Genomic DNA, 19,201 nt, shown 5'->3' with positions numbered 1-19,201 from the left:
TTCAGACTCTTCTTATCAAGATCGCATTTGTAACATGGTCAATCTTCCTAATATCATCCACCAGCGTATCCGGAGGCTGATTATCAATCTCAATAGTCATGATGGCATCGCCGCCTTTTTCCTGCCTGGACAAATGAAAATTAGAAATATTGAGCTCTGCATGCTCCCAATGCATCATATTGGTCACACTGGCGATGACGCCGGGCTTATCCTCATGCATTACCAGAATTGTATTATTTTCACCGTTAAACTCAACATTCATTCCGTTGATCTGGTTAACCAATATGTTTCCGCCGCCTATACTTGCCCCCTGCATGACGCCTTCAGTTCCATCATTTAAGAAATAATGGATCCTGGCAGTATTAGGATGGGCGCCTTTTATATTCTCTGTAATAAACTCATAATCAATCCCCTGCTCCGAAGCAATATCAAGAGCACTTCGGATTTCCGGAGAATAGCTTTTATATCCCATGATGCCGGCTAAAAGCGCTCTGTCTGTTCCATGCCCTTTATAGGTCTGGGCAAAAGAACCTGACAAAGTTATTTCAACCTTTTTTAGCTGTCTGTTATCTATAAGCTTATTCACTACTCTTCCAAGTCTGACAGCACCAGCTGTATGGGAACTTGATGGTCCTATCATTATGGGCCCGATCATATCAAATACGTTCATTAAAACCTCTCTTCTATTATTGAACGAAGATCATCAGCAATAATATCCGCAACTTCAAGTTTGTAATCGTATCTGCTCTTTTGCGGCATTATAATCGTATCTTTGGAATAACAATCGTTTTTATAAGCAATTGTATAATATATCTGCCCAAGCGCGCTGTCTTCATTTAGAGGATCCTTGTTTCCCATGGTTCCTGTTACCCCTATTCCGATATCAGCGCCAAAGCTTTTTTTACATGCTATAGCCATAGCATCAGCTGTCTCTTTTGAATAAACACCAAATTCTTCAATTATATTCTGCGGAACTCCTTCCATAATCTTGGCTTCATTTGAATATGTTACATAAGCCCCTTTAATGACAGCCGAAGATCCTTCAATATCAGTTAAAAGAGAAGCTATCAGTCCTCCTGTACAACTCTCCATGGTTGTTATAGTAAGCCCCTTGCACATAAGAAGGTCTGTAATTATATTGTATTTTTCTCTGATTTTTTTTTCGTTCATTTATATTCCCTCTACCTCAAATATTACCTAATAATAGCATAGATTGTGAAAATCTGACGAATTAGGCGTAATAGAATCTATCTATTTTACCATTTTTGTGCTTTTTTAAAAATGATAAAATAAAAAGTGACAAAATTGGGGATTTTAGGGGGTTACATCAATGGAATACTATGGAAAAAAGCCAAACTATAACATGGCACACAGAATAATGTTTGGAATGGCAGAATTCTATGGAGGAGGTGCTTTTGTTATTATCAACACGTTCTTTACCGTGTTTTTGATAAAAGCACTTGGTATACCGGCAGCTCTTGCCGGAACAATTCCACTAGTAGGAAAAATATGGGATGCCATCACAGATCCAATGATGGGCAACATCACAGACAGAACCGTATCAAAATACGGAGCAAAGCGTTTTTATATCTTTATTGGCGGAATAGCTTCTTCAGTGACATTTTTACTTCTCTGGCTCACTATTCCAACACAATCCGTTTGGGCAATGTACTTTTTCTATCTGATCATGTTTTGCCTCTTTTCAACAGGCTTCACTATTCTAATGGTTCCATACAATGGCTTATTGCCAGACATGATCGATGATTATTCTATGCGCTCAAAGTTCTCCACAGTCCGAATGGTGTGGTCCACTCTGGGTTCAATGGTCTGCGGCCTTGTTCCGTCTTTTATCATAAAAGACAACACAAAGCCCTCACAATATATGACCTGCGCACTTATATTCAGCATTCTTTTCTTTATTACAACTACTGTTACATTCATTGGAACATGGGAAAAGAAAAAAGAGCCTGTAAAAACAACATTAAAAGAAAGCTTTCCACAGTCTATAAGTGTTCTTAAGAGCAGATCATTTAAACTGTTTTTGGGAATTTATCTCTTTGGACAATGTGGCATGGACTTCGTTTCAGGGATGGCGGTCTATTACATTGATGATGTATTAAACGGCTATTCAAATGGCTATTTCATTTACCTCATGGCAACAATACTGGTTTCTCAGCTTGTCGGTATGGTAGTATGGGGACCTGTAATGAGCCGCACATCAAAAAAGACAACAATTCTTATTGGTGCTCCAACAAGACTTATCGGAACTCTTGGACTTTTAGCTTTTTCTTACGAAGGTGCCAGTATTGTTCCTGTTCTTATTCTTACTGCTTTTATCGGTTTTGGTAATGCTGCGACACTTACAAGTATTTTCGCTATTATGGCAGATATGGCCGAAGTTGATGAACTTATCACATCCATAAGACGTCCCGGAATCGTTTCGGGAATGGCTACTTTTGCAAGAAAAATATCCTCAGGTCTCTCAGCAGCCGGAATAGGTTTTCTTCTTGCTGCAGTCGGATTTGATGAGAACATCGCTAATGCCGGTGGAAGACAATCTCTTTCTACTCAGGAAGGTATCGCAATGATTTATATCATAGTGCCTGCAATACTCATTACTCTACTTTTTATAACAGCCGTTATCTTTCCTCTTACAGGTAAAGAGTTTGATATTATACAAAAAGAAATCGCCCGCAGAAAAGGTGAAGATTCATCACTAACAACCGATGAAGAAAAGAAAATCTGTGAAAAAGTCACCGGTTTTTCTTATGATAATCTCTGGAAAACGGAGAATGCAAATAAACTGACAAAGGAAGCATGACCATATGACAAAAGTAGAATTTTTAGGTGAAGATGACTTCTTGGAAGTTATGAAAACCGATAATAAAGCCTGGCGCGATAAATATGTCTCTCAAGGCAAATACAAATCTTTTGACCAAACAGAAATAAACTATTACTATGCTATTCCGGATTCAGCCAAAAGGGCTGTCGTACTTGTTCATGGTTTCTGTGAGTTTTGGGGCAAATTCCATGAATATGCCTGGTATCTTTATAAAGCCGGATATGCTGTATTTTTCATGGAACAGCGCGGTCACGGATATTCCGAAGGTAAATTAGATGCCCCGGATATTGTATTTATTGATGATTACAAAACATATGTTGAAGATTTACATGTATTTATTGAGAAGATTGTAACACCAAAGACACAATCCATGAAAAAAACCATCATAGCTCACTCAATGGGCGGTGCTGTTGGGACACTTTATCTGGAAATGTACCCGGGATTTTTTGATTCTGCTATTTTAAGCTCTCCGATGTTCAAAATGAAGAATAACACCTCACCAATACTGATTGCGGCTCTTAAAGTCTTTTCCTTCTTATTCGGAAAGCGTAAGTTACTTGCTCCTGGGCAAAGAAGATTTGATGCCAAGCCTGTATTTGAAACGAGTAGTGCCATGTCCAAACCAAGATATGATTATATGTTTAATATGCGGCTTAAGGATGAACACTATCAGACCTATGGGGCTTCAATAGGGTGGGCTCTTGCCAGCCTTAGGACCAACAAACTCATTATGAAAAATGCTGACAGACTTAACATTCCAATTACAGTTTTTACAGCAGGAAATGATCATCTAATTGATCCTGAAGGATATGAACAGTTCAAGAAACTTGTTCCATCTGCTAAGTTCATAAGCTTTGATAATTCACGCCATGAAATTTTCAATGCAGATGAAAACAGCAGAAAGGCGTACTTTTCTGCTGTTTTGAATACACTGGACAAACTATAACCCCTAAATCAAAGCACTGGCAACTGTTCCGATAACCATCGCAAGAATAAGTGCCAGTGCAATTATCGCAACTATCTTTTTATTCTTTTTGGTAACCATTTATAATTAACTCCTTTACTTCTTGATATATCTTTTATATGCCTTAAAAAGCCTATCCATGGTTTCTCTGACAGTCTGTTCAGAACATGCAATATTTAGCCTTTCAAAGCCTGTTCCCTCTTCACCGAAAATATAACCTTCATCAGCAAATATATATGCTTTTTCAGTCATAAATTCCTCTAATTTGGATTTCTCCAGCCTCAGGGCTCTACAATCACACCATAATAAATAAGTACCCTCTAATGGAAAAATTTTAATTTCCGGCATATTCGTTTTTACAAATTCAGAAACATAAATGGCATTGCGATTTATAACCTCAATACATTCATCCAGCCACTTTTCACCATAATTATAAGCAGCTTCACATGCTACCATCCCCAAAACATTAGTCACTGATCTGAATCCGTCAAGCCTGGAAGCTTTGAACCTGTCTAAAATTTCAGAATTCTGTATGATAATGGAAGCTGTCTGAAGTCCGGCAAGATTAAAGCTCTTACTGGGTGCAGTACAAACAGCCATATGTTTTCCGGCATCTTTCGCAACATTAGCCATTACTGTATGCTTATACCCGGGCATTATAAGGTCATGATGAATCTCATCATCAATTATAAAAAGCTGATTTTCAACACAAATCTCATATACCTTAAGAAGTTCTTCACCGGTCCAAACCTTGCCGATCGGATTATGCGGATTGCAAAAAATCACTAGCTTTGTTGTGTTTTTCTTTGCAGCCTGCAAAAAGGCATCATAATCAATATGATATCCATCTTTATCTAACAGCAGCGGTATGTCAATAAGTGTCCTTCCTTTCATCTTTACAGCCCTTTTGAAAGGATTATAGACCGGAGAAAAAACAACAACGCCATCCCCCGGGGCAGTCATACAAAGGATGAGATCTCCTATAGCAGTAACTACCCCGTCTGATGGCGCTATCCATTCTTTTTTTATATGATAGTTATGTCTTTTCCTCATCCAATTTACTATTGAGTTGAGATATCCATCAGAGGCATCTGTGTATCCAAGCACGTTTGTATCTAAATACTTCTTTACCTCTTCAGTAATCTCAGGGGCAGTTCGAAACTCCATGTCTGCAATAGACATTGGTACAATCCCCGATGGAACGTCAGGATTTCTCTTATACATATCCTTGTACTTAAAAGAGTTATCACTGACTTTGTCTTTGGATGCGGTGAAATCGTACATATCTACTCCTTAAATACAGTTATATCCTTTATTGACAAGAATATTCTCGACAGCCTTTATATCATCGGTGTTGATAACCATTATAGGTCTTGCCGACTCACGATTAAATGAAAGATATGTATAATTTACATTGATGTTACTTGAAAAAAGCGTTTTTAAAATCTTGTCAAAGGCTCCTACTTCATCCTGACATTCAACAGCTATAACAGGCGTAGTCTTACATATATAGCCCGCACCTTTGAGCACTTCAATACATTTTTCAGTATCTGAAACAACCATTCTGATTATTCCATATTCAGCAGAATCATTTGTAACAGAACCAAGTATATTAATTCCATTCTGGCAAAGAATTCCGGTAATACTCTGCAGGCATCCTTTCTTATTCTCAGCATAGATTGAAATTTGTTTAAGCATCTTCTTCCCCAAAAACCTTTCTAACAGCCACAACGACATCCGTCGATGTAAATGGCTTTACCACAAAATCTTTTGCCCCTTTTTTCAGAGCCAGAACGATCATATTCTCATATTTCTGATCTGAACACATGATAACATTGGCCTTAGGGTCAATCTTCATAACCTCGGTAAGTGCATCAATGCCGTTCATCTTGGGCATATTTATATCCAGGATCAAAAGATCCGGCTGTTTCTCCTTGTAATACTCTACCGCCTGTTCCCCCGTCATAGCTTCGCCAACAATCTGGTATTTCTCCGGATCAAGCGCAGACTTTAACATTTCTCTCATTAGATTAGTATCATCAGCTATAAGTATTTTTTTCCTCATAATATTCTCCTAAACCAAATCAACGTTAGTAATACTATTATGACAGTAAAACATAAGCTATACAATAAAATATAAATAAAAATACCACTTTTATTCAACTTCATCAATCAAATATGATATTCCATCTACTGTAACATATTCTACATCATCAAAAGAGCTGTAGAGCTTTTCTGAAACGTAATTAAACTTATCCGGCGTTTTTCCTGAATTCAGGGCTTCTATTAAAGAAGCCACTCTTGGTCCGTGGTGTGGATTACATTCTGCAATACATGCAATTTTTCCCTCTTTGGCGTAATTGATAGCCTCCTGATTAACACCGTCAAAAGAAACAACCATTATTTCACCACCTGTAATGTTGGTTCCAACTTTTCTTCCTGCATTTTCTATGGCCTCAATTGCGCCGATTGCCTCATTATCGTTCTCGCAATACACAACATTTACATTGTCGTACTTGCGAAGAAACGAGGCCATGACTTCTCTTCCCCTTGTCTCGGTAAAATCGCCGCTGACTTCGTCTAATATATCCCATCCGTTTTCCCTGGCGGCATTGGCCAAGCCTCTGGATCTGCCAATCTGCGCAGTAGACCCGATGGTTCCCTGAATATTAACTATATGTACATCTTCCGGAGATATACCCTTTTTTTCGGTGAAGGCTTTAAGCCACGCAGTAACTTTTTTTCCTTCAAGCTCAAAATCAGATCCCACCCAGCATGAATAAAGATTCTTATCGACAACGTCAACTCGTCTGTCAACGATTATTACAGGTATACCGGCTTCTTTTGCCTCATACAGAACCGAATCCCATCCGGTCTCCATGGCGGGTGCAAGTACAATATAGTCAACTTCCTGCTGGATAAACATTCTGATTGCAGTAATCTGATTAGATTGCTTCTGCTGTCCGTTTTTATATATAAGATTATATCCATTTTCCTGGGAAAGTGCTTCGAGCATAGACTCTGTATTCGTACTTCTCCAGTCCGATTCTGCTCCAAGCTGCGAAAATCCGACTGTTATCAGATTTTGACCAATCTCCGCTTCTTCATTTTTATTTTGTGAATTAACAGCACTGCTCCCGCATCCGGTCAGAGTAACCGAAAGCAGGAGCAGTACCAGCGCTAACATGGCGTTTTTTCTCATATCTCTATGTCCTTATATTTTAAGTGCCTTTTTCTTCTGAGACATTACAATACTTTGGATAAGCAGGAAAATACATAGCATAGCAGCAATCGTAATTCCTGTCCACCATGCCTGATCAAGTCCGGCGGATGCAACTATATTCTGGATTGTGCTAAGTGAAAGAACCCCAAACAATGTTCCGATGATATTACCTACACCACCTGTAAGCATCGTTCCGCCTATAATAGATGAGGCGATAGCATTCATTTCCATACCCATCGCGTGGCTTGCGGCACCGGAACCTACATGCAAAAAGTACACATAGCCGCCAATTCCTGCCAGTATACTGCAGATAAGATGAGATAAGAACTTTGTTCTTTTAACATTGATTCCAAGCATCAATGCACTCTGCTTATTTCCACCTACAGCATATAAGCTCCTTCCAAGTCTTGTATAGCGAAGTACTAAAAATAATATTACCACAATCAGAAGTGCAACCAACACACCAATTTCAACATATGCCGGCACATATATTCCCTTTTTGTTCACCGTACCAAGTCCCGGAACATTTATTCTGGTGAGTTTAAGTGCATTGAATTCAGGATCTTCGACATTAAATGGAGCTGTATTAACTATTGTAGTCATTCCCCGGGCAAAAAACATTCCTGCCAGTGAAACAATAAACGGTTGTATATCAAAATATGCTACAAGAACTCCCTGCACCAAACCATAAGCCAAACCTATGCCTAAAGCTATTAAAACAGAGCCTATGATGCTTCCGTCATGATAATCCAGATACACCGCGCAGCACATTGACACAAGTGCCACAACACCTCCGACAGAAATGTCAATTCCTCCGCTTATCATAACTATACTCATTCCACAAGCCGTTATTATGAGCGATGCATTGGCATTTAGAATGTTAAAAAACATCTGTGGCTTAGTAAAACCACCTCCCTGAAACAAAACAGCCCCAATGTACATAAAAAAGAAAATAACGACTGTAATTGTTAAAAGCAGGTTCGTGTCGCTCATTTTGTTAAATATACTTGTCTTTTCTTTGGTGTTTTTCATTTATGCAGCCTCCCTTCTTGACATCGGAAGCTGTTTTGCCAGCCTACGTATGTACTCTCTGACTGTCGGTGCAGAGAAAATAACGAGTAAAATAACTACTACTGCCTTGTATGCTGCAAGAGCATCAGATTGAACATTGAATTTGTAGAGCGTTGTTGTAAGGAACTGAATCACATACGCACCAAGTATTGAAGCCCACATGTTAAATTTCCCGCCTGAAAGTGCATTCCCCCCAAGGGCCACAGCCAAAATAGCGTCCATCTCTATGTCTTTTGCTATTACAGAATAGTTGATGGTTGAAAGTCTGCTAACCTTTATAAGCGCCGCAACCGCTACACACAATCCCAATATAACAAATGTCAAAAACTTGATAAATGTCGGGTTTATCCCGTTAAGTCTTGAGGAATTTTCATTGATTCCCACAGCTTGCGTATATAGACCAAGATTAGTATATTTAAGAATCAATGCCATTATGATTATGCATATAATTACGATAAATACTGTAGTTGGAACAGGTATTCCCGGTATAAATCCGCCAAAGTATGCAAATTTCGGATCAGGGACGATCGGAAGCTCATTGTTATTAATCCACGCAGCGATTGACCTCCCTGCGGTAAATAATATCAGCGTCGCAATCATAGGCTGAATCTTAAATATCGCAACAAGTATTCCATTAAATGCTCCACAGAGCATACCAACCACGCATGCCACTAAAAAGGCCACAATTATCGGAGCCTGAATTGTATCCGGTCTGGAATTACCACCGCAAAGAATTCTTAACATTGCAGAGCCCGCAATTGCTATAGTTGCTCCTACTGAGATATCCTGTCCACCTGACGCAGCTGTCACCAATGTCATTCCTATTGCTAAAATAGCCAATTCCGAGCCATAATCGAGTATTGTTATCAGATATCCGGACAAAACAGGATTTCCCGCATTATTTGTCCCCAATGTAACTTTAAAAAAACCCGGGTCGTTGACTAGATTTATTACTGCCAGAAGTATAAGTGCCATAAGCGGAATAAAGAGCTGATTGCCCGTTATCTTTTTTATCATTTGCTTATTCATAGCTTATTCTCCCCCTGCAATTGTGCTCATGATCTTGTTCTGTGTAAGTTCCTCACCTGAAAGTTCACCTACAACCTTTCTGTCTCTCATAACTATCAACCTTGAACACGTTCTTAACATCTCATCAGTTTCAGAAGAAATAAATGTAACACTCATCCCTTCTGAAGCCAGCTCTAATACTAACTTTTGTATATCTACCTTTGTCCCTACATCAATTCCTCTTGTCGGTTCATCCAAAATAAGATATTCAGGATGCATCAAAAGCCATCTTGCCAGTATTACCTTTTGCTGGTTCCCGCCTGAAAGCGATTTGATTGGCGTGTCAGCAGATGCCGTTTTGATATTAAGCTTTTTTATGTATTCATCTGCAAAAGCATTTGCTTTTGCCTTGCTGAATGGTTTAAAAAAGCCTGTGAGCACCTGAAGAGCCAGAATAATATTATCTCTTACAGACAGATCTCCTATAATTCCATCTACCTTTCTATCCTCAGGAAGGTAAGCTATGCCATTTTTCATGGCATCCAACGGATTATTTATCTTAACTTCTTTACCGTGAACCTTTACATGTCCACCGATAACTCTGTCTGCTCCAAAGATTGCTCTTACACATTCGCTTCTCCCCGATCCCAACAGTCCGGTAAAGCCATTAACCTCACCCTTTTTGATATAGAAATCAAATGGTGCAATTCCAGCATCACTTTGAAGCTTTGATGCCTCAAATACCTTTTCATCCGCGTCTTTCCCGGAATATTCTTCATTCTCACCTTTAATATCAGACAGATCATCCATTTCTTTTCCAAGCATTTTTGCAACAAGCTGCACTCTTGGAAGGTCTTTTATCTCGTATTCTCCCACTAACTGACCATCTCTAAGCACTGTGATTCTGTCACAGACTTCATAAACCTGATCAAGGAAATGAGTTACGAAAATAATCCCAACCCCCATTTTTTTTAGATCTCTCATAAGGCCAAATAGTTTGGATACTTCCTGTTCATCCAATGAAGATGTAGGCTCATCCAAAATCAGCACTTTACAATCCATGTCAACAGCTCTTGCTATTGCTACCATTTGCTGCACAGCTATAGAACAATTGGCAAGCTGCTGCGTAGCCTTTGCAGGTATGTCAAGCTTTTGCAGAAGCTTTTCTGCATCAGCATTCATAGACTTCCAATCTGTTAAAAGCCCCTTTCCTCTACCGATAAACATATTTTCAGCGACAGTAAGATTAGGACATAAAGTTATTTCCTGATAAACAGTACTGATACCGAGTTTTTGCGCATCCTGTGGGGAATGTATCTGCACTTCCCCTCTTCCATCCAGACAGATAGTACCTGAGTCTTTTACGTATACTCCTGTCAGAACCTTTATCAGCGTTGATTTTCCCGCTCCATTTTCCCCCATCAAAGCATGTATTTCTCCCTTGTTCAAAGAAAAATCCACATTCTGTAAGGCTTTTACTCCGGGAAATGATTTATTGATGCCTCGCATCGTTAACACTTGTTTTTCTTCCACCGGCGTTACCTCTATTTCTTTTAAAAAACGCGGTACGGTAGTCCTTACGGATCATTGCCGCACCGCGTTTATTCTTTTTACTTAATCAGATTCCGTATGTATCAACATCCTGCTGTGTAATTGTTGTTGCATCAAAGCCCTTCTCATCCATGATGATTGTCTTCTGTGAAAGTGTTCCACCACTCTCTAATGTCTTGATGATGTCATCAATGTAACTAGCCTGAAAAGGATTGCACTGTCCATCATAGTTCCAATTCTGATTAAGGAGTTCTTCAAGTGCCCACTTATTGCAGTCAAAGCCCATAACTACAACATCTTTGCCAACACCGTGAGAAATGCCTGCAGCGTCAAGAGCTGCAACCGCTCCCTTTGCCATGTCGTCGTTCTCAGCATAGATTACGTTAAACGGTGTTCCGGAATCGATAACTGACTGAACAATCTGCTGTGCTTTCTCTGCATTCCACTCTGCAGTCTGCTGTTTTACAATATTCCAATTACTTTCTGCAGCAACCTTTGTGTCAAGCGCTCCACTGCGTCCCTGCTGAGCAGCTGACCCCATAACACCCTGAATGTGGATTACGTTATATTCTGAAAGGTTCTGGCCTGCCAGCCAGTCAACAGCAGTCTGGCCTTCCTTTGCCATATCTGATACGATTGAGGCCTCATATAGACTTGCATCCGCATCTATTGTTCTGTCAAAAAGAATAACCTTTATTCCTGCAGCCTGTGCATCCTTAAGAACCGAATCCCAGCCGGCTGTATCAGCTGCTGAAAGAAGAAGATAATCAACTTCATCCTGAATAAATGTCTGAGCATACTGAATCTGTTCATCATTCTTTAAACTATAGGCAAAAGATGCATCATAGCCATTTTCTTTAGTGAATTTTGCTTTGAGATCTGCGTCATTGGCTGTTCGATAGCCTGATTCATTAGGGTCGTTATTGATAATCCCGACCTTAATAAGGTCTCCAGAAGAAGACTGAGCTTCTGTAGTTGTGCCTGTTGATGCCGTACTTCCGCATGCAACAAGACCAAGTGTCATGGCTGATGCCATGGCGATTGACAATACTTTCTTCATCATAACAATTTCCTCCTAAAATAGTTTGTGTTTAGGTTTCCCAACCTCTTAAGCACATTTTAAATTTCAGGAGGAAATATTAAATTCAATAATACTGTAATTAAGTTAATTTTTTTATTATCATTTCATTTTGTTTCATTTTTCTACGATTTCAGTTAAGTTTTTTGGGAGTTTTATTACAACTTTTGTTCCCTTGTCATATGTGCTATCTATTTCCATACCATATTCATCACCGAAATTCAGTTTAATCCTCTGGTTAACATTATATAGTCCGTATACCGCATTTTTCTCTTCCAGTTTTTCAGCTTTCAGGGCCATACTTACATCTTTAAGCCTTTCCGGTGTCATTCCTTTTCCATCATCCTCTACGGAGATTTCAAAGTGTCCCGAATATTCCCTACCTGTAACTGTTATGCATCCGCCGCCTCTTTTGTTTTTTATTCCATGGTACAGTGCATTTTCCACAACAGGCTGAATTGTAATCTTCGGAATACTATAGTCATAAATTGTATCCTCTACTTCAATTTTATAACTTAATATGTCCTGATACCGTATCTGCTGTATCTCCAGATAACTTCTTACATGCTGCAGCTCTTCTTTTACCGTAACAATCTCTTTTCCACGATTAAGTGATGCCCTAAAAAAATCCGACAGGCTTTTTACCATGTTTACAACTTGCTTCTGATTCCCTGCTTCAGCCGACCAGATAATTGTATCCAGAGTATTATAAAGAAAATGTGGATTGATTTGAGCCTGTAATAGTTCAAATTCAGCCTTCCTGAGTTGTTTCTGTTCCTGCTTGACCTGTTCTTCTATAGGTCTTGTTATCCAAATCGGGCCCACATATGAAACCAGCAGAATTATCATAAATATAACAATCGTTATTATAAATGAAATCTTTATTATATCCAGAAAGATTTCCTTATTCTTAGCTTGCGCAACCTGAATTTGCTTATTTTCATAATAGATGTACTCATTAATAGTCTCTTGAAGAAGGGAAGTTACTATCTGAACGTCATTCTCCCATATGAGCATATTGTCCTCATATTTATCTTCAGATTTTAGATTATTGTTTATTCTATCAATGTATATTTCGAGATTTTTAAGGTATTTTTCTGCACTTGAAAGACGCTTTTGATTGTCGTCTGTGTTGGTATATCCCTTTAACCCATCGACAACTCCTTTTGCATCATTTAAAAGTGTCGGTATATTTGAATCCTCCGGTGCAACATTTCCTACTATCAGCAAATATGTTTCGTAATCAAAATCTTCCTTAAAATCGAGGCTGAATTCACTTGCTGTAACCACTGAATTCAACATTGTATTATACCTTTCACTAACCAAAAACAGGTTATATAACGCATATATCATAAATACCAGATTGGGTAGTAGCAATATAAGATATGAAAGCCTTATCTGAGCAGCCAGTTTTGATTGCTGCTTGATCCTATGACCACTGAACATTTGCTTTACTCCTCCTTGCGCAATCCGTTTCTATATTGTGTAGGAGTAAGTCCCTGAGTCTTTTTAAAAAGATAAGAAAAATAATGTGGATCTTTGTATCCCACTAAAGCCCCTATCTCATTGCTTCGCTTCGAGGTTGTGCATAACAAGTCCTTGGCTTGTTCCATACGATAATCTGTCAGATATTTTATAAACGGCTGGCCTGTCTCCTGCTTAAACACAGCACTCAGATGATTAGGAGAAAAATTAACATGAGCCGCAAGTGAATTCAAAGACAATTCTTCTTCCGCATAATGCTGTTCAATGTAAGAAACAGCATCATTCATTATGTCATGGTATTTTCCAATAGCATTATCCTGCTTTATCAAAAGAGCTTTATTCATTATTTTTTTCATATAATCAAATGTCTTTTTCTCATCTCCTAAAACATCTGCACTGGGAGCACTTATTCTGTCATCCAGTTCTTCTCTTGAAAGTCCGAGCTCATTTAAAACAAAATCCGTGACGCAAAAGTACAGATCCATAGATATATACTGCCTTAGCATCGTTGATCGGATAGCATTTTTCCCCATGCCGTTAAAGAATTCTTCCAAGAAAAATTCCGTTTCCGAAATTTCTCCCCTTCTCAAAAACTCCTTTACAAGCTTTCTGTCAATATGCTTGGGATCTATTTCTGATAAAATGACGTCTTCTTTCGAATTTTTTAGTTCTTCCTCTGATCCAACCATAAATCCATTGTCCGAAGTAAGATACATATGAGCATATGCCCTGCTTGCCCATGAAAAAGAAGTACTGATCTCTGTTATTCTATTGACGCTTTGACCGATTCCTGCAAAGTAACGTATGCTATCATATTCTTTGAAAAGCTCCACCATCTCTTGAATTGCAATCTCAATGTTTCTGCTAATTGTGTTGTCATCATCGCCTTTAAATAATAGCGCCAATCCCTCAAGATCAAGGTTAAAGCATATTGCTCCGTTGCTTACAGCTATAGTTCTTATACCTTCCTCGATTTTCAAAACACTGTTAGAATATTCTCCTATTTCATGTTTTTTTGACCATACTTTGATAAGGAGAATATTATATTTTAGCGCTGTAATATCAATTGACAGTTTTTTTGCCATTTCTATGTATTCAAAAGCACCATAGTTCGAATTGATAAGCTTGCCAAAAAATGCCTGTTTATCCAACTCATTGCGCTCTTTCATCTCTTCTTCATATCTTTTTGTTGCTTCTCGTTCTGCTTTCTTTTCCTCTACTTTCTCTGATATTGCGCCAACTTCTTTAAGAAGATCATTTCCACTTATAGGTTTTGACAAATAACTGGAAACTCCTATTCTTATCGCTTCTTTTGCATACTGAAAATCTTCATATCCTGTTAATAAAATAATCTCTATCCATGGAAATTCCGCCTTGACCATGCGGCTAAGAGTAAGACCATCCATAAAAGGCATTTTAATATCAGTAATCAATATGTCCGGCTGCACTTTCTGGATCATAGAGTATGCAACTTCCCCGTCAGATGCCTCTCCACAGAAATCGTATCCGTTAGCAGCCCAATTTATATTGTTCTTAATGCCTTCTCTAACAACAAATTCATCTTCCACAAGAAACACTTTTACCATACCAATAACCCCTAAAAACATTTTCCCCGCTTCATTTTATCATTATTTCAATAATTCCTAAAGTAAAAAATCCGCTTGCTTACGGCATTTTTGAGTTTTTTTGTATATACATAAATTACATATTATGTTATACTTTTACGGCTATTTAACTCTTAACAAAGGATGAATTTATGATAAAAGAGAACAAAATGGGCGTTATGCCCGTAAAAAAACTAATTATATCTATGTCTTTACCTATGATGATATCAATGCTTGTTCAGGCATTATACAATATTGTCGACAGCATTTTTGTATCACAGATTATCGGTACTTCTCCTAATGCCGGTCAGGATGCTCTTACAGCGGTAACTTTAGCATTTCCTATGCAGAATCTCATGATTGCTCTGGGGTCCGGAACAGGTGTAGGAATTAATGCTCTACTTTCAAGATCACTTGGTGAAAAGAACTTTAAGAAGTCTGATTCTGCCGCTAACACAGGTTTATTGTTAACGTTCTTTAACTATATATTTTTCCTTATTATCGGTATTTTCTTTGCTGAAGGTTTTATTAAATCTCAGGCTGATAGCGAGATTATTTTGTCTTACGGATCAACCTATCTTCGTATAATTGCATGCTGTTCTGTTGCCTTGTTTTTTCAAATGACATTTGAGCGCTTGCTTCAATCAACCGGCAAAACATTCTATAGCATGCTCTCACAAGCTTCCGGAGCAATAATCAATATTATTTTTGACCCTTTGCTCATATTCGGTATCGGTCCCTTCCCTGAGCTTGGCATAGCCGGTGCAGCTTATGCTACTATTTTCGGTCAATGTATTGGTGCATGCATTGGTCTGTACTGCAATTTAAATTACAATAAAGAAATACACTTTTCCTTTAAACAAATTCTTGCTATCGATTTAACCACTGTTAAAGATATATATTATGTCGGCATACCATCTATTCTCATGATGTCTATCGGTTCTGTTATGACTTATCTTATGAACTTAATTCTAGGATCGTTTACATCAACTGCAACTGCTGTATTCGGTGTATATTTTAAACTTCAAAGTTTCTTCTTTATGCCTGTTTTCGGCCTTAACAACGGACTTATTCCGGTTCTGGCTTATAATTATGGTGCCAAAAATAAACAGCGAATATCTGAAGCTTTAACGTTTTCATTGGTTCTTGCTTTATCAATAATGATAGTTGGCACAATTGCTTTTCAATCTATTCCTGAGCTACTTTTATCGTTCTTTAATGCTTCAGATGATATGATTCAAATCGGTATTCCTGCTCTTAGGATAATAAGTCTTTCATTCCCTCTGGCAGGCATTTGCATTGCTATGGGATCAATTTTCCAGGCATTTTCGAAGAGCTTCTACTCACTGATTGTCTCTGTTGGAAGACAGCTTGTTGTTCTTATTCCAGTCGCATGGCTACTTGCCCAAACAGGCCAACTTGAAATTGTCTGGTTTGCCTTTCCAATAGCTGAACTTGCCTCGCTTGTATTATCGACTATATTTTTTAGAAAACTATATAAGACTATGATGACAAGCCTCTAATCTGTAGTTTATAGAATTATATTTTATAAGAGCCCTGTTTTTCTGTGTTGTCAACCTTTTGCGTTTAAATCATCCCGATTTACGTGTCATTTCAGAATAATGCACTAAAAAACATTACAGTTTTTGGCATTTTTTCGGCTTTAAATACTTGTGAAGTACATAAAATGGGTGTAAAATTTTCCCTAGTAGTGTAAATACTCAATTTGAGGGAGGTATATACCATGAATAAGACAGAACTTGTTGATGCTATTGCAAAAGAGACTGGTCTTTCTAAAAAGGATTCAGAGAAGGCTGTTAAGGCTTTCACAGAAGCTGTCTCAAAGGAACTTAAGAAAAAGGGGAAAGTTCAGCTCGTAGGATTCGGAACATTTGAGACTGCCAAGAGAGCAGCCAGAACAGGTAAGAATCCTCAGACTGGCGCAGCTATCAAGATTCCTGCAGCTACAGTTCCTAAATTCAAAGCTGGTAAAGCTCTTAAGGATGCTGTTAACGGCAAGAAGAAATAATTATATTGATTTTAAAAAGGTGATTACTCATTGTAATCACCTTTTTTATGTCCTTCCTATCTTCTTTCTTTCAGTCTCTCTTCCAATGCCTTATGAGCCTCATATATATCCATATTTTGTTGCATATCTATCTCAATAAGATTTCTTATATACTTGGTGGCTGACATATTAGCAGCTTTAGCCATATGTTCAACATAATCTCTAAGGCCTCTGATATCCAATAAAAGAAATTTTTCTTTTTCGTATCTACTGCTCTTCTCACCTTTTACTGCCTTACTTTTTGACTGCTGTATAACTTCCGGCTGTTGTACCTGCTGAACATATACCGGCTGATTTTGGCTCTGTCTGATTGGTTGTTCAAACTGAACAGCTGCCATCGATGGTTGAGGCTGAGGCTGGGACTGAACAAACTGCTGCACCGGCTGTTGAATTTCCTGTTGAATCTGTGGCTGTGCTATGTATGTATTGACCGGAATCTGAGGTTGTGGAATCGGCTCAACTTTTTCTTCAACATTCTTTTCTACAGCTTTCTCAATTGTTACTTCTTTTTCTATAATCGGTTCTTCTAATGGTTTCTCTTCTTTTACAGTCTTATTTTCTTCTTTTACGTCTTCTTTTATTTCTTCTTCCTTAATTGCCTGCATTCCTGCAAATAATCCTGTTCCTGTTTTTCTGACACCGGATTTCAACATGCTAGCTTTACTTGCCATATTTTATTCCTCCCCTAAAAATTCATCTATAAAATCATCATAATCTCTTGCCGCACTTGATCCGCCTGCATATTCAAACAAATCCATTTTCATTGTCTGTGCTTCTTCAACAGATACATTAAGTCTGATTTTTGATTTATAAACAGAAGTTTTTAATAGTTCTGCTTTTTCTTCTATATCATTTATCCATATTTTGGCGTTTGCTGTATTTCTTACTTTAGTTACAAGTATTCCGTCCACTTTAAGCTTATCATTTGTGAAATCGTGAATCTGTCCTATAAACTTATATAATCTTGAAAGTCCTTGCAAAGAAAATGCCCCGGGCTCCAAAGGAATAATTACTTCATCTGCAACTGTTAAGATATTCATCAGAACGACACCTAATGCAGGGCTGCAATCGAATATGCAAAAGTCATACTCCTTTTTTATTTTTGAAAATGCCTCTTTAATCAGTTTTTCACGTCCTAACATTGAAAATGTCATATCTGCAGATGCAAGATCTATTCCGCCTACTATAAGGTCCAGATTTTCAGCAATTGGAATAATCGCTTTATTTATATCCTTATCTCCGGCCATTACTTCAAATAATTTTGCAGGAACATTTTTTTCAAAATATTCTCTTTGTTCCGGAGTTAATGCCTCAATATCTTCAGGATCAGGATCAACTTCGTTAAGGTCGATTCCAGCTGTCATCGAAAGATTTTCCTGTGGATCAGCATCAACAACAAGTACCTTATATCCTCTTTTTGAAAGACCTACTGCCATAGCATAACTGGAAGTAGTTTTTGCAACTCCGCCCTTTTGATTACTAAATGCTATAATTCGCATACACCCTCCTATAACATATATTTGTTATATATTATATTTCTCTTTTATATTCCTAAAACATTATATCCACATAGCATTTCATTTTCAATAATAAATATGAAAGATATATTTAGCATATCATATATTTATTGTATCTATTATATTTAATATATCTATTATATTTAATATATCTATTATATTTGTTATATAATCATTCTGTTATTTATTTTATATGACAATTCTATTTTTTTATTTATACATTATTTGAGTTATATAACACACATAATTCATTTATGTTATTTATTATGTTTTTTAAGCATTTATTATATTTATTATATTTATTACATATATTATACTATATATATAATATATCTATAGGCAATGCTTCCATTCTTATTATAAGCGATACAACTTTTCTATATATGATATTTGTTATATATTTTATATATCTATGTGTTTTTAGTTTAGATTTCTACATATATTACTTGTATATCATATTTATCATATATTATTATTCAATAAGAATTCTCATAGTTATTGATTATATTGTAAATATTATATATCATATATATCATTTTATCTTAATTTCTCTTCAATTTAACTATAATGCCATGTTTGCAGGCCTGAGGCATTATATTTATTACTTATTAATATTATGTCTTAGTTAATCCCATATATATGTATTATATATTTCATATACTTTTAATAGATTTGCTTATTTTTGCCAGTTCTCATTATTCTTATCAAACTTTATAAATCCGTACATAAAAATTATATACATATCATCAATATGTTATATATGTAACATATTGATTTATATATTCATTTT

18 protein-coding genes are annotated in these 19,201 nt (G+C 37.3%); 4 read left to right on the top strand and 14 right to left on the bottom strand.

The genetic code is table 11. From position 1 onward, the window contains the following. Window position 1: 1 nt before the first annotated feature. Together sdaAB and J6O61_RS14960 are read right to left on the bottom strand one after the other, a co-directional pair. Complete coding sequence (gene sdaAB, locus J6O61_RS14965; protein ID WP_022773400.1) at window positions 2-670, bottom strand: L-serine ammonia-lyase, iron-sulfur-dependent subunit beta; 669 nt, start codon at window positions 668-670, stop codon at window positions 2-4. After that, a complete protein-coding gene (locus J6O61_RS14960; RefSeq protein ID WP_292214839.1) occupies window positions 670-1,170 on the bottom strand; it encodes a CinA family protein in 501 nt (166 codons plus the stop codon). Before J6O61_RS14960 ends, sdaAB begins: the two co-directional genes overlap by 1 nt. A gap of 160 nt (window positions 1,171-1,330) precedes the next feature. Here J6O61_RS14960 and J6O61_RS14955 point away from each other — a divergent pair, with 160 nt between their 5' ends. Both J6O61_RS14955 and J6O61_RS14950 read left to right on the top strand, forming a co-directional pair. Next, window positions 1,331-2,821: an MFS transporter gene (locus J6O61_RS14955; protein ID WP_292214838.1), complete on the top strand. Its 1,491-nt coding sequence runs from the start codon at window positions 1,331-1,333 to the stop codon at window positions 2,819-2,821. A gap of 4 nt (window positions 2,822-2,825) precedes the next feature. Continuing rightward, on the top strand, window positions 2,826-3,788 hold the full coding sequence (locus tag J6O61_RS14950) for an alpha/beta fold hydrolase (protein WP_292214837.1): 963 nt from the start codon (window positions 2,826-2,828) through the stop codon (window positions 3,786-3,788). Between the two features lie 114 nt (window positions 3,789-3,902). On the opposite strand, the gene J6O61_RS14945 is transcribed toward J6O61_RS14950, so the two are convergent. The 10 genes from J6O61_RS14945 to J6O61_RS14900 all read right to left on the bottom strand — a co-directional run bounded on the left by J6O61_RS14945 (window position 3,903) and on the right by J6O61_RS14900 (window position 14,808). Beyond that, a complete protein-coding gene (locus J6O61_RS14945) occupies window positions 3,903-5,090 on the bottom strand; it encodes a MalY/PatB family protein (protein ID WP_292214835.1) in 1,188 nt (395 codons plus the stop codon). Window positions 5,091-5,099: 9 nt separating this feature from the next. After that, window positions 5,100-5,504 carry an amino acid-binding protein gene (locus J6O61_RS14940; RefSeq protein ID WP_292214833.1) on the bottom strand — a complete coding sequence of 135 codons (405 nt, stop codon included), beginning with the start codon at window positions 5,502-5,504 and terminating at the stop codon, window positions 5,100-5,102. Next, a complete protein-coding gene (locus tag J6O61_RS14935) occupies window positions 5,497-5,871 on the bottom strand; it encodes a response regulator (RefSeq protein ID WP_292214831.1) in 375 nt (124 codons plus the stop codon). The genes J6O61_RS14940 and J6O61_RS14935 overlap by 8 nt, the downstream gene beginning before the upstream one ends. 90 nt (window positions 5,872-5,961) lie before the next feature. After that, window positions 5,962-7,008: an ABC transporter substrate-binding protein gene (locus J6O61_RS14930; protein WP_292214828.1), complete on the bottom strand. Its 1,047-nt coding sequence runs from the start codon at window positions 7,006-7,008 to the stop codon at window positions 5,962-5,964. Window positions 7,009-7,020: 12 nt separating this feature from the next. After that, the gene (locus J6O61_RS14925; RefSeq protein WP_292214826.1) at window positions 7,021-8,061 is read right to left on the bottom strand and encodes an ABC transporter permease subunit; all 1,041 of its coding nucleotides are present in this window, start codon (window positions 8,059-8,061) and stop codon (window positions 7,021-7,023) included. Then, window positions 8,062-9,129: an ABC transporter permease gene (locus tag J6O61_RS14920; protein WP_292214824.1), complete on the bottom strand. Its 1,068-nt coding sequence runs from the start codon at window positions 9,127-9,129 to the stop codon at window positions 8,062-8,064. Window positions 9,130-9,132: 3 nt separating this feature from the next. Next, window positions 9,133-10,641: a sugar ABC transporter ATP-binding protein gene (locus tag J6O61_RS14915; protein ID WP_330613796.1), complete on the bottom strand. Its 1,509-nt coding sequence runs from the start codon at window positions 10,639-10,641 to the stop codon at window positions 9,133-9,135. Between the two features lie 85 nt (window positions 10,642-10,726). Beyond that, window positions 10,727-11,722, bottom strand: a complete 996-nt coding sequence (locus J6O61_RS14910) for an ABC transporter substrate-binding protein (RefSeq protein WP_292214823.1) — start codon at window positions 11,720-11,722, stop codon at window positions 10,727-10,729. 132 nt (window positions 11,723-11,854) lie between these two features. Then, on the bottom strand, window positions 11,855-13,183 hold the full coding sequence (locus J6O61_RS14905) for a sensor histidine kinase (RefSeq protein ID WP_292214822.1): 1,329 nt from the start codon (window positions 13,181-13,183) through the stop codon (window positions 11,855-11,857). Between the two features lie 5 nt (window positions 13,184-13,188). After that, a complete protein-coding gene (locus tag J6O61_RS14900; protein ID WP_292214820.1) occupies window positions 13,189-14,808 on the bottom strand; it encodes a response regulator transcription factor in 1,620 nt (539 codons plus the stop codon). Between the two features lie 170 nt (window positions 14,809-14,978). Here J6O61_RS14900 and J6O61_RS14895 point away from each other — a divergent pair, with 170 nt between their 5' ends. Both J6O61_RS14895 and J6O61_RS14890 read left to right on the top strand, forming a co-directional pair. Next, window positions 14,979-16,349: an MATE family efflux transporter gene (locus J6O61_RS14895; RefSeq protein WP_292214818.1), complete on the top strand. Its 1,371-nt coding sequence runs from the start codon at window positions 14,979-14,981 to the stop codon at window positions 16,347-16,349. Window positions 16,350-16,570: 221 nt separating this feature from the next. Then, window positions 16,571-16,855: an HU family DNA-binding protein gene (locus J6O61_RS14890; RefSeq protein WP_013282588.1), complete on the top strand. Its 285-nt coding sequence runs from the start codon at window positions 16,571-16,573 to the stop codon at window positions 16,853-16,855. Between the two features lie 56 nt (window positions 16,856-16,911). Here the strand turns inward: J6O61_RS14890 and J6O61_RS14885 are convergent, their stop codons facing one another. Together J6O61_RS14885 and J6O61_RS14880 are read right to left on the bottom strand one after the other, a co-directional pair. Continuing rightward, window positions 16,912-17,565 (bottom strand): hypothetical protein, encoded by a 654-nt coding sequence (locus J6O61_RS14885; RefSeq protein WP_292214816.1) that lies wholly within the window; start codon window positions 17,563-17,565, stop codon window positions 16,912-16,914. 3 nt (window positions 17,566-17,568) lie between these two features. Then, window positions 17,569-18,393, bottom strand: a complete 825-nt coding sequence (locus J6O61_RS14880; protein WP_292214814.1) for a ParA family protein — start codon at window positions 18,391-18,393, stop codon at window positions 17,569-17,571. Between the last annotated feature and the right edge of the window lie 808 nt (window positions 18,394-19,201).

The organism is Butyrivibrio sp. (genome assembly GCF_017635265.1).
In the GTDB taxonomy this organism is placed as follows: Bacteria; Bacillota; Clostridia; order Lachnospirales; family Lachnospiraceae; genus Butyrivibrio.
This window is presented reverse-complemented; position numbering and strand designations above follow the sequence as displayed.

What these genes read in the sequence shown, in the direction of transcription:
- J6O61_RS14900 (WP_292214820.1), bottom strand. Translation starts at nt 14,808, where the DNA reads ATGGTAAAAGTGTTTCTTGTGGAAGATGAATTTGTTGTTAGAGAAGGC.
- J6O61_RS14910 (WP_292214823.1), bottom strand. Translation starts at nt 11,722, where the DNA reads ATGATGAAGAAAGTATTGTCAATCGCCATGGCATCAGCCATGACACTT.
- J6O61_RS14960 (WP_292214839.1), bottom strand. Translation starts at nt 1,170, where the DNA reads ATGAACGAAAAAAAAATCAGAGAAAAATACAATATAATTACAGACCTT.
- J6O61_RS14885 (WP_292214816.1), bottom strand. Translation starts at nt 17,565, where the DNA reads ATGGCAAGTAAAGCTAGCATGTTGAAATCCGGTGTCAGAAAAACAGGA.
- J6O61_RS14920 (WP_292214824.1), bottom strand. Translation starts at nt 9,129, where the DNA reads ATGAATAAGCAAATGATAAAAAAGATAACGGGCAATCAGCTCTTTATT.
- J6O61_RS14895 (WP_292214818.1), top strand. Translation starts at nt 14,979, where the DNA reads ATGATAAAAGAGAACAAAATGGGCGTTATGCCCGTAAAAAAACTAATT.
- J6O61_RS14925 (WP_292214826.1), bottom strand. Translation starts at nt 8,061, where the DNA reads ATGAAAAACACCAAAGAAAAGACAAGTATATTTAACAAAATGAGCGAC.
- J6O61_RS14950 (WP_292214837.1), top strand. Translation starts at nt 2,826, where the DNA reads ATGACAAAAGTAGAATTTTTAGGTGAAGATGACTTCTTGGAAGTTATG.
- J6O61_RS14940 (WP_292214833.1), bottom strand. Translation starts at nt 5,504, where the DNA reads ATGCTTAAACAAATTTCAATCTATGCTGAGAATAAGAAAGGATGCCTG.
- J6O61_RS14890 (WP_013282588.1), top strand. Translation starts at nt 16,571, where the DNA reads ATGAATAAGACAGAACTTGTTGATGCTATTGCAAAAGAGACTGGTCTT.
- J6O61_RS14945 (WP_292214835.1), bottom strand. Translation starts at nt 5,090, where the DNA reads ATGTACGATTTCACCGCATCCAAAGACAAAGTCAGTGATAACTCTTTT.
- sdaAB (WP_022773400.1), bottom strand. Translation starts at nt 670, where the DNA reads ATGAACGTATTTGATATGATCGGGCCCATAATGATAGGACCATCAAGT.
- J6O61_RS14930 (WP_292214828.1), bottom strand. Translation starts at nt 7,008, where the DNA reads ATGAGAAAAAACGCCATGTTAGCGCTGGTACTGCTCCTGCTTTCGGTT.
- J6O61_RS14935 (WP_292214831.1), bottom strand. Translation starts at nt 5,871, where the DNA reads ATGAGGAAAAAAATACTTATAGCTGATGATACTAATCTAATGAGAGAA.
- J6O61_RS14955 (WP_292214838.1), top strand. Translation starts at nt 1,331, where the DNA reads ATGGAATACTATGGAAAAAAGCCAAACTATAACATGGCACACAGAATA.
- J6O61_RS14905 (WP_292214822.1), bottom strand. Translation starts at nt 13,183, where the DNA reads ATGTTCAGTGGTCATAGGATCAAGCAGCAATCAAAACTGGCTGCTCAG.
- J6O61_RS14880 (WP_292214814.1), bottom strand. Translation starts at nt 18,393, where the DNA reads ATGCGAATTATAGCATTTAGTAATCAAAAGGGCGGAGTTGCAAAAACT.